This window comes from Acinetobacter sp. ANC_7635 (assembly GCF_056779945.1).
Map to the genome: position 1 here is coordinate 740,521 of NZ_JBWYIS010000001.1, position 14,211 is coordinate 754,731.

The 14,211-nt window shown below is 37.3% G+C and carries 12 protein-coding genes; 2 read left to right on the plus strand and 10 right to left on the minus strand.

What is annotated here, in order from left to right:
• The first annotated feature begins 248 nt into the window (after nt 1-248).
• Both AC1M89_RS03820 and AC1M89_RS03825 read left to right on the plus strand, forming a co-directional pair.
• Nucleotides 249-1,286, plus strand: a complete 1,038-nt coding sequence (locus AC1M89_RS03820; RefSeq protein WP_481608616.1) for a 3-deoxy-7-phosphoheptulonate synthase — start codon at nt 249-251, stop codon at nt 1,284-1,286.
• A 160-nt stretch (nt 1,287-1,446) separates the two neighbouring features.
• Nucleotides 1,447-2,610 carry a PilT/PilU family type 4a pilus ATPase gene (locus tag AC1M89_RS03825; RefSeq protein ID WP_035267499.1) on the plus strand — a complete coding sequence of 388 codons (1,164 nt, stop codon included), beginning with the start codon at nt 1,447-1,449 and terminating at the stop codon, nt 2,608-2,610.
• A 54-nt stretch (nt 2,611-2,664) separates the two neighbouring features.
• On the opposite strand, the gene AC1M89_RS03830 is transcribed toward AC1M89_RS03825, so the two are convergent.
• The 10 genes from AC1M89_RS03830 to AC1M89_RS03875 form a co-directional block, all read right to left on the minus strand.
• Nucleotides 2,665-3,840 (minus strand): MFS transporter, encoded by a 1,176-nt coding sequence (locus AC1M89_RS03830; protein ID WP_481608617.1) that lies wholly within the window; start codon nt 3,838-3,840, stop codon nt 2,665-2,667.
• Nucleotides 3,841-4,036: 196 nt separating this feature from the next.
• On the minus strand, nt 4,037-4,411 hold the full coding sequence (gene gcvH, locus AC1M89_RS03835; RefSeq protein ID WP_035267502.1) for a glycine cleavage system protein GcvH: 375 nt from the start codon (nt 4,409-4,411) through the stop codon (nt 4,037-4,039).
• A 68-nt stretch (nt 4,412-4,479) separates the two neighbouring features.
• Complete coding sequence (locus AC1M89_RS03840; RefSeq protein WP_179997980.1) at nt 4,480-5,511, minus strand: AraC family transcriptional regulator; 1,032 nt, start codon at nt 5,509-5,511, stop codon at nt 4,480-4,482.
• Between the two features lie 116 nt (nt 5,512-5,627).
• Nucleotides 5,628-6,062, minus strand: a complete 435-nt coding sequence (locus AC1M89_RS03845) for a MaoC family dehydratase (protein ID WP_035267505.1) — start codon at nt 6,060-6,062, stop codon at nt 5,628-5,630.
• Nucleotides 6,049-7,914 (minus strand): ABC transporter ATP-binding protein, encoded by a 1,866-nt coding sequence (locus tag AC1M89_RS03850; protein WP_481608618.1) that lies wholly within the window; start codon nt 7,912-7,914, stop codon nt 6,049-6,051. The genes AC1M89_RS03845 and AC1M89_RS03850 overlap by 14 nt, the downstream gene beginning before the upstream one ends.
• 30 nt (nt 7,915-7,944) lie before the next feature.
• The gene (locus tag AC1M89_RS03855; RefSeq protein ID WP_228143075.1) at nt 7,945-9,186 is read right to left on the minus strand and encodes a mechanosensitive ion channel family protein; all 1,242 of its coding nucleotides are present in this window, start codon (nt 9,184-9,186) and stop codon (nt 7,945-7,947) included.
• A gap of 559 nt (nt 9,187-9,745) precedes the next feature.
• Nucleotides 9,746-10,282, minus strand: coding sequence for a DUF2058 domain-containing protein (locus AC1M89_RS03860; RefSeq protein ID WP_481595267.1), 537 nt, complete (start codon nt 10,280-10,282; stop codon nt 9,746-9,748).
• 12 nt (nt 10,283-10,294) lie between these two features.
• Nucleotides 10,295-10,972, minus strand: coding sequence for a YoaK family protein (locus AC1M89_RS03865; RefSeq protein ID WP_481608620.1), 678 nt, complete (start codon nt 10,970-10,972; stop codon nt 10,295-10,297).
• Between the two features lie 34 nt (nt 10,973-11,006).
• Nucleotides 11,007-12,209 (minus strand): serine/threonine transporter SstT, encoded by a 1,203-nt coding sequence (gene sstT, locus AC1M89_RS03870; protein WP_035267513.1) that lies wholly within the window; start codon nt 12,207-12,209, stop codon nt 11,007-11,009.
• Between the two features lie 162 nt (nt 12,210-12,371).
• Nucleotides 12,372-14,117 carry a SulP family inorganic anion transporter gene (locus AC1M89_RS03875; protein WP_481613927.1) on the minus strand — a complete coding sequence of 582 codons (1,746 nt, stop codon included), beginning with the start codon at nt 14,115-14,117 and terminating at the stop codon, nt 12,372-12,374.
• Between the last annotated feature and the right edge of the window lie 94 nt (nt 14,118-14,211).

The following is a 14,211-nucleotide window of genomic DNA, read 5'->3' on the forward strand; positions in this document are numbered from 1 at the left end:
ATTTAACATCTAGTTGCCTAGACGCGTTCGGGCAACAAAAATGTTGCCCATCAAGTTTATACCTGATTGGCAACACCAATCAGGTTTTTTTTCATCTCAACAAATATAGGAGCATCTCATGAAAACATTGAATACTTTTTATTTTAGCAACGGTTATTGGTTCTATTTTAGTCAAGAACAAAACCCAGCCAATAGACACCTCACGCTCAAATAAAAGATAGGGCAATTGCTGCCCAAAGGAATTCAAGATGAATGCAATTAATTCTCAGCTTATAACCACAGCTCAACATACTTTAGAAAAAAAATTAAGCTTACCATTAGAACTAAAATCAGCTTTACCAGTTAGTCCGATAGTTTCACTTCAAATTCGTCAACATCGCCAAACAATACAAGACATTTTAGCGGGTCATGATCCACGTTTATTGGTCATTACTGGTCCATGTTCGATTCATGATCCTAAAGCAACCCTCGAATACGCACAAAAATTAAAACAACTGCAAGAACAAGTCAAAGATCAGATTTTCATCGTGATGCGTACTTATATTGAAAAACCTCGCACCACTGTAGGATGGAAAGGCTTCTTGTATGATCCAGATTTAAATGGTTCAGCAGATATGCAAAAAGGACTTGAACAGTCTAGATCACTCTTCATTCAAATTGCTGAAATGGGTTTGCCGTTGGCCACAGAAATCTTAAGCCCAATGGCAACAGGATATTTTGATGATTTGATTTCATGGGGCGCGATTGGGGCGAGAACAAGCGAGTCGCAAATTCACCGTGAAATATCTAGCCATATGCCTTATAGCATTGGGTTCAAAAATGGTACAGATGGATCAATCCAAATTGCATTGGATGCCATTCAGTCCGCTTCACAACCGCATCAATTTCTTGGTTTAAGTCAAGATGGTGGTCCAAGCATTTTATCTTCAAAGGGTAATCCGCACGCACATTTGATCTTACGTGGATCGAATCAGGGTACAAATTACCAATTCGCTGAAATTAAAAAGATTCAAGAAAACAATAACCATGTATTACCAGCTTTGATTATTGATTGTAGCCATGGGAATAGTGCTAAAAATCCATTGAATCAACCTGCTGTATTAAAGCAAATTGTGAATGAACGACCTCAAACACAAGTCCGTGGCGTCATGCTAGAAAGCTTTTTAGTCGATGGCAATCAGAAAATTTCTGATCACATGACTTATGGTCAATCAGTGACTGATGGATGCTTGGGTTGGTTAAGTACAGAGCAATTGATTTTGGATGTTGCTCAACAACTCTCCTAATATAATTTATAAAAAAGAACCCATGAAATATGGGTTCTTTTTTTTGCCTTTAAGATTTGAATGTTTGTTTAAAGCATTAAATATTTGATGAAACAGCTGAAATAACCTTATATTTCTATTAGTATTTTAAGTATTTAATATTTATAACTTGGGGAAATTAATGTTCAGTAATGAATTACTTAGCGAAGCTCGGCAATTCATGTTCAGATTGCTTAAAAGCGTTTTTGAACATGAGGGATCAGATTTATTTATTTCAGCTGATTTTCCTCCAAGTATGAAACATCAAGGTTCAATGAAGCCTTTAAGTTCTCAAGCTTTGACTGCAGAAAAAACAAAACTATTCGCTTATAGCTTAATGAATGAAAAACAAAGAGCAGAATTTGAGAGTGAATTAGAATGTAATTTTGCCATTAATGTCCCAGATGTATCGCGCTTTCGCGTGAATGTTTTTCAACAGCAACTTAATGTAGGGATGGTCATTCGTACCATTACCTCTGAAATTCCAAACTTTGAAAAGTTGAAATTACCAGAAACATTGAAAGATGTGGTAATGGAAAAGCGAGGTTTAATTCTAGTGGTTGGTGGCACTGGATCGGGTAAATCTACTTCACTTGCTGCCATGATTGATTACCGTAATGAGAACTCAGCAGGGCACATCATTACTGTAGAAGATCCAGTTGAATACGTGCATAAACATAAAAAATCAATGGTCACTCACCGAGAAGTCGGAGTGGACTGTCACTCATGGCATAATGCGCTTAAAAACACACTTCGTCAGGCACCAGATGTAATTTTAATTGGCGAAATCCGTGATACGGAGACCATGGAGCATGCGATCGCTTTTGCAGAGACTGGTCATCTGTGCTTAGGCACGTTGCATTCGAATAATGCCAATCAAACCTTGGATCGAATTATCAACTTTTTCCCTGAAGAACGGCGCAATCAGTTGCTTATGGATCTTTCATCAAATATGAAAGCCATTATTTCTCAACGTTTAGTTCGAACTGAAGATGGTGTCGGACGTAGAGCTGCTGTAGAAGTCATGCTAAATACACCTTTAGTTTCTGATTTGATTTTGAAAGGTAACTTTCATGAGTTGAAAGAAATTATGACCAAGTCGCGAGAACTTGGTATGCAAACATTTGACCAAGCATTATTTGATTTATATAACGAAGGTGCGATCAGTTATGATGAAGCCATTCGTAATGCTGACTCTAAAAATGAATTACGTCTACAGATTAAGCTAAAAAGTACACGCGTCCGAGAGAATGCTGAAACCTCTTCACAAACCTTCAGTATGTTTGATGAAGATGCAGAGAGCTAATTGAATAAAAAAGCCTTCATCTGAAGGCTTTTTTTTGGACAAATTTTTAGCTCTCTAGACCACTTTTACTTTAGTTTGAACAACGAAGCGGTAAAACAGCAAGCTTAATAGCGTCAATATCGCGCATAATATATATGCAATCGAATACTGATAGTGTGTGATCACAATACCTAGAATAAAAGAACCTAATGCGATGCCAATATCGTAAAAGGTGTAAAAAGTTGAACTCGCATGTCCAACTCGTTCACGTGCTACAGCTTGAATGGCTTGCGTTTGGAGACATGGCTGAGCAGACCCAAAGCCTATACCAATAAAGACAGCAGATATCAATAATCCGGAAGCAGAATGAATTTGGCTTAGAATGAATAGCCCAATGCTAAAGCTCACAATCGCTGGATAGACAACGTAGGCAGGACCCTTAGAGTCATATAACTTTCCTGTGAAGGGTCTTAGAAGCATCATGGAAATTGCAAAAACAGCAAAGAATAAGCTCGCATAGGTCAATAAATTTTTTGATTCAGCATATGTCGAGATAAAAGACATGATACTTGCATAAGAAAATGAGATGAGCATCGCCATCATCGCAACAGGTAAAGCTTTAATCTCAACAAAATCATGAACACTAATTTTTGTTTTGCGCTTAACAGTTTGAAATTGTGTCTGGATCGGAATCAAAAAGCAGAACAAATAACCAATAAAAACAATTGCAGCTAAAAGTGTAGCCACTGGAATATATCCCCATGGTTGAATGAGAATCAAGCCCAACATGGGTCCTAGTACAATGGCAAGATTGACTGACATGACAAAATAGCCCATGCCTTCACCTTTACGCTGATTTGGAATGAAGTCATTGACGATTGGTATCATGGCAGTGGTCAAAATACTGAACCAAATTCCTTGTAGTAACCGAATGACCAGTAATAGGGTTAGATTATCAGCAAAGATATAAGCGAAAGAGAGCAGTACAAAAAATGACTCAGAGATATAAAGTGCTTTTTTAAGCCCAATCTTCTCGATAATGAGACCAGTAAACGGTCGTATTGCGATCGATGAAGCTAGAAACAAAGTCAGTGCAAGCCCAGCTTGGGTAATATTACCATTTAAATCATTAAGAATATAAATTGGCAATATCGTTGTCTGAGCAAAATAGAAGATGAAAATAAATAAGTTATTAATTAGACACAGAATAAAAGATTTATTCCATAGATGCTCAGCATGTATAGAAGACATAGACAACCTTGAAATATTGAACCATTAAAAGCTTCAATCTGTGCCAAATAAAATTATTTTTGGTTTTGGTCAGCAATGAAGTAGGGAGAGAAGTTGAATTAATTATAATCAAATTACATGAAAATTACAGCAAAAAGTGAGCCATTCATCCGAAAATGTATAAATAAAAAACCAGTCCGTAGACTGGTCATAAATATCACAAACCTGATTCATAATCTGTATTTGAGAGAAGTTGTTCTACATCTGCCAAATTAGATGGTTTAATTTTGTAGATCCAGCCTTTGCCATAGGGATCATCATTTACAAAATCTGGATCATCTTCTAGATTTTCATTAATTTCTACAACTACACCACTTACAGGAGCATGAATATCAGAAGCTGTTTTCACAGACTCAACTACACCCGCTTGTTCACCAGCAGTCAATTCACGACCTACTTCAGGTGCTTCTACATAGACAAGATCACCCAATGCATCTTGTGCGTGATCTGAGATCCCAGTAACAACGAGATCACCTTCAATACGTACCCATTCGTGTGTGCGAGCATATTTAAGCTCTGAAGGATGATTCATCACGACTCCTCAATTCGATTTGAAAAATTTTCTTGTGTTATACAGTGTTTTATTTAAAAACGAAAGTTCTATAAATATGGATCTTTACGCCAACTGCTTGGACTTCGACCACTCCAACGTTTAAATGCACGACTGAAATTCGCAACATCTGAATAACCGAGTTCATCTGCGATTTGTTCAAGTGAATAGTCAGTACGTGACAGTAGGGAGGTTGCATGACGATATCGAACTTCATCCACTAAGGTTGAAAAAGAAGTTCCTTCTGCAGCCAACTGACGTTTCAGTGTACGATCAGACATATGCAAGCGATCTGCCACATTTTCAATACTTAAATAGTGTTGTTCAGAATGTGTCAAAATATCGCGAACACGCATTGAAATTCGACGGCGTTCGCCCAGCTCTGATAGTTCTGCTTCGCACTGATTAATTGCAATTTGACTGGCAATCGGATCTGCGTTAACCATCTTCAAGCCTAAATAACTTTTATCGAAACTGGCAAGAAAATGAGTCTGGTCAAAATGAATAATCGTTTTGGGATGTAGACGACTGATGTATTTGTCAAAGCCTTCAGGTTTCGGGAAGTCAAAATTAATTTCGCCATACAAATCATTAATGCCTGTCAGTGCTTTTGCCATGGTAATGACACCAAAAGTCAAAGCCATGACAATTTCAGTTCTCAGCGGTTCAAGATCAATATCACATTGTAACTGCAAAGAAACTTGTTCTGTAAATGTCGAGAAATGAAATTGCAGAAAAGGCATACGCAGTTGTATAAAGCGATTGGCTAAAATAAGTGCATCAGTAATCTCATTCGAGGTCATAATGGCATAGCCAATAAAACCATGGATAGAAATCCGCATTTGGTTACCAAGATGATAACCAAGAGAACTTTCACCTGTCATTTTGCGCGCGAGAATAATCATCTCATTCGCTACATGTAGTGGAATTCTAAATTCAGGATCGGCAAGTTGCTCGTTGGTGAATCCAAAGGGAGCGAATAGCGACTCAGCACTATAACCCCAACGAGAAACAACATCTAAAAGTAAGAGTCCGTAAACACCTGGAATGCCTAAATCTGGGCGAACTGAAACTGTTTTCATGTGCGATCCATTGCTTTACACAATTTTTTTCATAATTTTTGGTGAAAATAATACTGACATAAATTCCAGATAGAAAATACCAATTTTGTCGGACAAATCTAGTGTGAAACCGATGTTTAAGCCTTAAAAACGACAATTTTTGTGGTTGAAATCAACAAAACATCACCATGCTGATTTTTTGTTTGTGTGACATAACTCACAATTCCACGATCTAGCTTTGTTTTTGAAGGATTGATAGCAACAATTTCAACTTCCACATGCAAACGATCACCTGCACGAGCTGGTTTTGGCCATCTTAAGCTTGACTCTGAACCGATAAGCCCCTTGGCAATTGGAAAACATTCAGTCCAGAGACGCATGGTAATGGCTGAAGTTTGCCAACCACTGGCTGCGATACCTTGAAAAATAGGATGATCTTTAGCAGCCTCTTCATCAGTATGAAAGACTTGAGGGTCGTATTTTTGTGCAAATTCTTTAATTTCTTCGAGTGTTAACTCATATTCACGACTTTTAAACTGATCACCCACTTTTAAATCATCAAGATAAAGCATCTTCGTCTAATTCCTTGTCTTTCACTTTTTGTTCAACTAAAAATCCACCCGTTTGGCGTTGCCAAAGTTGGGCATAAATTCCATTCTGTTGGATCAGCTCATCGTGAGATCCTTGTTCTACGATATTTCCTTGATCCAAAACAATTAATCGATCCATTTGAGCAATTGTTGAAAGGCGGTGTGCAATTGCAATTACCGTTTTACCTTCCATCAAGTCATCAAGGCTTGCCTGAATCGCAGCCTCCACTTCTGAATCGAGTGCGCTGGTTGCTTCATCTAAAATCAAAATTGGAGCATCTTTTAGGAATACCCGTGCAATTGCTATACGCTGTCTTTGCCCACCAGATAATTTTACACCACGTTCACCCACATAAGCGTCATATCCTGTCTGACCACGTAGATCTGTAAGCTGAGGGATAAACTCTTCTGCTCGAGCTTTACGGACAGCTTCATACATTTCTTCATCAGTCGCTTCAGGTCGACCATATTTAATATTCTCAGCAACACTTCGATGCAGCAAAGAAGTATCCTGCGTCACGAGAGCAATGTTTTTTCTTAAACTATCTTGGGTGACTTCATCAATCGCTTGGCCATCGATATAAATTTTACCTTGTTGGGTTTGATAAAAATGAAGTAGTAGTTGGATCAGTGTCGATTTTCCAGCACCAGACCGACCGACAATTCCAATTTTTTCACCCGGTTTAATTTCTAAATTCAAGTGATTAATAACATTTTTTTGATTATATGCAAAGCTCACATTATCAAATTTAATCGCACCAGAGTGTACCTCGAGTGGCAGTGCAGCTTCTTTGTCTTGAATTGCTATTGGTTTTGCTAGCGTGGTCATCCCATCTTGGATGGTACCAATATTTTCAAATAAGGCTGAAGTTTGCCACATCATAAAAGAAGCCATACTATTCAGCTTTAAAATCATGGCTGTCGTTGCGGCGATCACACCGATGTTTGCTTCACCAATAAACCAAAGCCAAACTGCTGTACCTAAAACGCCAAAGAATAAAATTGCGGTCAGTAGATTAATGCTAATTTCATAAGCAGTTCCCAGACGCATCTGGGTATACACCGTCTTCATAAAAAGTTGCATAGACTCTTTGGCATATTGGCTTTCACGACCAGCATGTGCAAACAATTTTACTGTTTGTATATTTGTATAAGCATCAGTCACACGACCAGTCATCACCGCGCGTGCATCAGCCTGCTTTTTTGAAATTTTTCCAAGTCGCGGGATAAAGAAGGATGCCGCGCCAATGAATAAAATCAACCATGCCATCAGGGGAATAAGGAGTAGAGGGGAGACGTTTCCTAAAACCACACTGATGGTAATAAAATAAATCACCACATAAGTAACGATATCCCCCAAAATTACCCAAAATTCACGAACAGCAAGTGAAGTTTGCATGACTTTAGCTGACAATCGACCTGCAAAATCATTGTGAAAAAAGTCCAAGCCTTGAAGAAGTAATAAATTGTGAAAACGCCAACGCAAGCGCATTGGAAAGCTGCTGAATAATATCTGATGCCTTATGATTGATTGCAAACTTGCAAAGAAAATATTAGCCAGTAGAAAACCAGATAAAATCATTAGATTTGTTTGGTTATTTTCGAGAAAATTTTCAGGCGTCGATGCGGATAACCAATCAACTAAATGACCAATTTGAGAGAAGAAAATAGCTTCAAATGAAGCTGTTGCTGCAGTAAATAACACCAACGCCAGGAGATAACGCTTAACTCCTGATGCTGCTTGCCAAACAAATGGAAAAAATTTCTTCGGCAAGGGCTGATTTAAATCTTTGGATGGATATGGATCAACGAGTCTTTCAAACCACTGCAGCATACGACTAATCTTAATTCATCTAATCAAAACTCAGTTTACTGTGTCTTGAGGAATCTTGAAATCATTCCCAGAAGGAATCTGGAATATTTTTAATCCAAACTCAGGAAGAATCGCCAAAAGATGATCAAAAATATCGGATTGGATCGCCTCATAAGCCACCCATGCTGTCGTATTTGTAAAAGCATAAATTTCTATAGGCAAACCTTCACCTGTCGGTTGTAATTGACGAACGATTAAGGACTGATTTTGTGCAATACCTGGATGATTTTTTAAATAGTATTCAATATATGCGCGGAATGTTCCTAAATTGGTTAAACGACGTTGGTTATTGACCCCATTATTTGCGTATTGCTGATTAAAGTTTTTTAACTCAGTTTGTTTCTCATCCAGATATTTTTCTAAAATCAGAAATTCTTTAAGTTTGCTGTATTCCATTGCAGATAAGAAGTGAACACTATTTTGATCGATATAGAGTGCACGTTTAATACGACGAACACCTTGCTCTTGCATACCTCGCCAGTTCTTAAAAGTATCTGTCACCAAACGATTGGTCGGAATAGTGGTATAGGTCTTATCAAAGTTTTGTACGGTCACCGTATGTAATGACATATCAATGACATCGCCATCCGCATTTAAGGTTGGCATTTCAATCCAATCACCAATCCGAACCATGTCATATGAAGAGATTTGAACTGAAGCCACTAGAGATAGAATTGTATTTTGGAAAACCAGCATGAGCACTGCTGCCATTGCCCCGAAACCTGCCAATAGCGTGAAAACATCTTTTTTAAGAAATGTTCCTATGACCATCAGTGCACAAACAACAAAAATAATGAGTTTAACTAACTGTAAATAACCCTTAATTGGCTTATTGTGAGATTTAGGATTACGTTGATAAATAATATTAAAAATGGTGAGAAGCTGACTAATTGCCAAGGCAATGGTTAAGAAAATGAAGGCTTGTGCAAACATCTGAATCAATGTAATGACTTTTTCAGACAGGTGAGGAACCGTCACAATTCCATTCATAATCACCAATGCTGGGACAATGTTTGCAATTCTTCGAATAACGCTATGTTCCGCTAAGACATCACTATAACTAAAACGTAGTTTGCTAATAATTTTGCGAATACCACGGACGACCACTTGTTTAGCAATAAAATTTGCGATAAATGCAATGAGAATAAGAATGCTCAGAGAGGTCAACATCTCTAACCAAGGAAATTGATCTGACCATTCTTGGATTTGAGTTACAAAATTTAATCTGTCCAACTTGATCACCTCTAAATGAATTGGCATTAGCTTAATGGTTTAAGTTATTAAATTTATTAGAGTTAACGTTTATCAAACAGAATAGATTAAATAAATTACTAAATACATTTTATGAACTTCTATTTTCAATAAAATTAAAGTGAAGTAAGGCACACTATAAAATTTCGTAGATTATCGTCATTACATTTTCAAATTATAAAACCCATGTTTAAATCTAATTTAATCTTTTTTATATCGATCTCTCTGTGTTCATTGCTTTTTGCGAAAGCTCCTCAAAGAAGCATTATTGAACTTGTGCATTTTCAGCATTTATAAAATGAAAAAATAATGTGAGAAAATCAATCCATTATTTTTTTAAAGCTCTCCAAAACAACATCGATTGAAAAACAAATCAGAGAATAGAATAAGAGCGCCGAAATTTGACAGATTCATCTAGTGTTGGTTAGAAAAAGCAATATAACTTCAAAGCATCTTTAATCGTGAATTTATAGCTGCTACACCGCAATCTGAATCACACATTAAGGGTAAAAAAGCCTAATAAATTAGGCTTTTGAGGAATTCACCACATTAAATCATCTGGAATAACATAAGCTGCATATGGATCTTCCTCATCTGTAATAGCCTCATTTTTCTCAGCATTATTCACAATAATAAATCCTTCGACTTTTTCATTAATCCGCTCAGATAACGCTCTTGGTAGAACAGCATAACCTGCTTGATCTTTGGCGATAACTAACGTGCCTGCCACGAGTGCATTGTAAACTTGTTGATTAATATAAATTTTCTTGATTTTATTTTCATCAACGAACTGGTAGCTGATTTCACCATCAATATCCTTGATTTTATGCTGACCAATCATTTGCACTACTGCTGCACGCAATGCTTTCTCATCTTGCTGGCGTTTGATTTCAAGATTAAGATTCTGATCTTTTTCTAATTTTTGCTTTAAATCTTGTTCAATTTTAGCTTTAATTTCAGCTTCATTGCTTTGACCCGTGCGTTGCTCATGCACAGCTTGTTTAGAAAGTTTTTTAGCCTTTTTTTGATCGACTAAACCAGCTTTGAGCAATTGTGCTTGCAAGGCATTTTTTACCATGAGTAATACCAACTACGATTTTTGAAAATAACAATGATGGAAATATAAAATCCAATAGATCAGGGTCAGTAAAAAACTTAAACCTGCAGGAATTAAAAACGCTTCTAATTGTAAATAAGGATAGCTGAATGCCGCAACAGTACTGCCAATAATAAAACCAAATAAAATCACTAAATGCAAAATAACTTTTCTGGATTCCGTTGTAAGACCTCTTACAAAATATCCAAATGCTAAACCAAGATCGGTTAAGACACCAGAAAGGTGAGTCGTGCGAATAATCGCACCTTTATAATGACTTACCATGGCATTTTGTACACCCATCGCACAACATGCCCATAGCAGTGCATAACGAGGATAATAGGGAATAAATACCCAACAGAGCAGAATAAAAAAAGTCACTAAACTCAATGGTAGACCATATCTGCGTCCGAGTTTAAATTGACTATTCCCCAATATCAGACCGCTAAAACTAGAGCCTAAAACATAACTCAGGATAATAAGAATCAGAAAAAATACAGCTTTGAAATCATGGTCAATAATACCGATCGCAAGCAGACTTGCATTGCCTGTCATATGTGAAACTGACTGATGTAATAGAGAAATGAGACCCAAAACGTTGATCATGCCTGCATTTACTGCAAGCATGAAAGCCCCAAATTGTACCCAGTTTGGAAGGAATTGAAATGGCATATCTTTCATTCTAAAAGTTTATGCCATGAATATATTATTTTGAAGGAGCGCGATCAACCGCAGCAGTAAACAATACATCTGTAGATGAGTTGAGTGCTGTTTCAGTTGAATCTTGTAGAACACTGATCACCATACCGATGGCTACAACTTGCATAGCCACATCAGGTGAGATATTGAAGAGCCCACAAGCGACAGGAATCAATAACAGTGAACCACCTGCTACACCAGAAGCCCCGCAAGCAGAAACTGTAGCAACAACAGAAAGAACAAGCATCGTGGTAAAGTCAACAGAAATACCAAGTGTATTCACCGCTGCTAATGTTAATACGGTAATCGTTACTGATGCGCCCGCCATATTAATTGCAGCACCCAAAGGGATTGCTACACTCGCTGTCGATTCATTCACGCCCAAACGCTTGGCAAGATCCAAGTTCACCGGAATATTTGCTGCTGAACTACGGGTGAAAAATGCGGTGATCCCACTTTCACGTAGACATTGAATAACCAATGGATAAGGATTTGAACGCATAACAAATGCCACCATAATTGGGTTAATTACAAGTGCAACAAAGAACATAGTCCCTAATAGAACAGACAATAATTGTGCATAACTTGCTAAGGTTTTAAGACCTGCATCTGCAAAAGTAACCGCAACAAGTCCAAAAATACCGAAAGGTGCAAAACTGATGACAAGACGAATCACGTGATTCACGGCATTCGCAGCATCCGTCAGACACTGTTTTGTGGTGTCTGTGGCATGACGAAATGCTATACCCAGTGCAACAGCCCAACCCAAAATCCCAATAAAGTTTGCTTCACTTAATGCAACGATAGGATTCGCAACAAAACTGAGTAATAAATTTTTAAGAATTTCAGTCAAGCTGCCAGGTGGTTGTAAATCAGCTTGCGCAGCGACATCTAAGAAAAGAGTGCTTGGAAATAGATTACTCACAATGACAGCAGTTAACGCAGATAAAAACATACCTACGGCATACATCATCATAATGGGTTTGATTTTCGCACTGCTGCTATCACCAACTTTAAAGTTTGCAATCGAAGAAAGGACCAAAACAAAAACAAGAATTGGTGCAACAGATTTAAGGGCTTTAATAAATAAATCACCCAGCAAGCTTAATTGTGGTGCAACTTGAGGAAAAAATATAGCCACCAAAACGCCAAGAATAATGGCGATAATGATTTTGGTGACTAAACTCAAACGTGCTAGAGCAGTGAACATAACTGAACCTAATAATGCCGAGTCTGGCTTAAAATCGGATAAATAAGTCGGGTATTCTATACTTAAAAATGATTTTAAATATAAAACTTATTCATAATAAAAATTAAGTGAATCAAATCACTGGATTTTTTTTGATAATTCTTACTTAAGAATATCAAATTCTTATGCAAAAGATGATTTATTTTGGCTGAAATGCGGGTCTAATTCATATACTGCTTGGAAATGAGTGAGGTATATTTTACCTGTCAGATGTTGTATCCAGTTGGTTGAATTTAAGCGATCCATAACAGGACCTTTGACTTCGCTTAAGTGTAGTTGAATATTGAGTTTAGATAACTCAGAATTCATTTCCTCAAGAGTCTCTAAAGCTGAGTAGTCAATATTACTGATACTGGAACAGTTAATGACAACATGTTGAAGCTCATCATGTTGGCTAACTTCTGAAATAATAAATTCCTTCAGGGTGTTTGCATTGAGAAAACTCAAATTTTCATCAATTCTCACCGAAACGAGCCTTTTACTGGTAATAACCTGGTGTCTTGAAATATTTCTAAAATGCTGCGTACCTTCAACGAGACCAATCACTGCAATATGTGGACGACTAATTCTCCATAACAGCAACACAAATGTTGAAATAATACCCACCATTAAGCCTGTTGTAATATCTACACACAGCACCCCTAAAAATGTAAGAGCCATTGCCAAACCATCTGCTTTGGAATATTTCCAAGCCTCTATAAAGGGTTTAATTTCAACAAGTTTCCATATCGACACAATGATTGTTGCAGCCAATACTCCTAAAGGTAAATATTCAAATAGGCTTGTAAAATATAGACTGACCACAATAATAAGTAGGGAGGATAAAACGCCAGCCATAGGTGTTTTAGCACCAGCATCAGCATTGACCACTGTACGTGATAAGCTACCAGTGACAGGAAATGCGCCACTGATTCCAGCGCCAAAATTTGCAACACCGAGTGCAACAAGCTCTTGATTACTGTTCAAATTGCTACGTGATTGAAAAGCCGTAGCTTGCGCGATCGAAATAGATTCAACGAAACTCACCATAGCGATCATTGCTGCACCAGGAAGCAGTATTTTCACCATGTCCCATGTCCAGTACGGCATTTGAATAGGGGGTAATCCACTTGGAATTTCACCTACTGTCTTAATTCCATAGGCAGTTAAATTAAAGGATTGAACCAGTAAGATTGAAAATAGCACTAAGCATAACGGTAATGCTTTTTGTACAAATTGCATTAATTTTTGATGATTTGAAAATGCTGAAATTTTAAGTAATTGAGGTAAATAAATGAGCGCTAAAATTGAAGCTAAACCCAAAGATAAGCTGGCCAAATCATATAAAGAAATGTATTGAGCCAAACTTGCAAAAAATTCGATTAAATTGCTGGATTGCAATGGAATATTAAGAATAAATTTTATTTGACCTAACGCAATTAAGACGGCAGAAGCAATGATAAAACTCTTAATCACAGGATGGCTTATGAGACGAATCAAAAAACCAAATCTAAACAGTCCCAATAAAAATGAAATTATGCCAACCATTACTGCTAGCAAATAGGCAGCTTGGATATAGACTGGTGAACCCACTTCATATAATGGCTGTAGCGTGGCAAAAGTCATCATGGAGATTAATGCAACTGGACCAATTGAAAGGGTAGTACTCCCTCCAATCAATGCATAAACAATCATAGGGATAATACTGGCATATAACCCCATAATTGGAGGTAAGCCTGCAATCATGGCATATGCCATGCCTTGTGGTACAAGCATTGCAAGTACGATCACAGATGCAAGGAGATCAGATTTAAAATCTTGAGTATTGTATTTTTTTAACCATTTCCAAGCTGGGATGATTCGTTCCACAGAATGCTTCGTTAAATCCATACAAATCTCTAAATCACATTTATGTATATATTATGCATAAAAAGTGATAAACAAGCACTGAGTATTGTTGATAAGGATCATCAAGAATTTGATT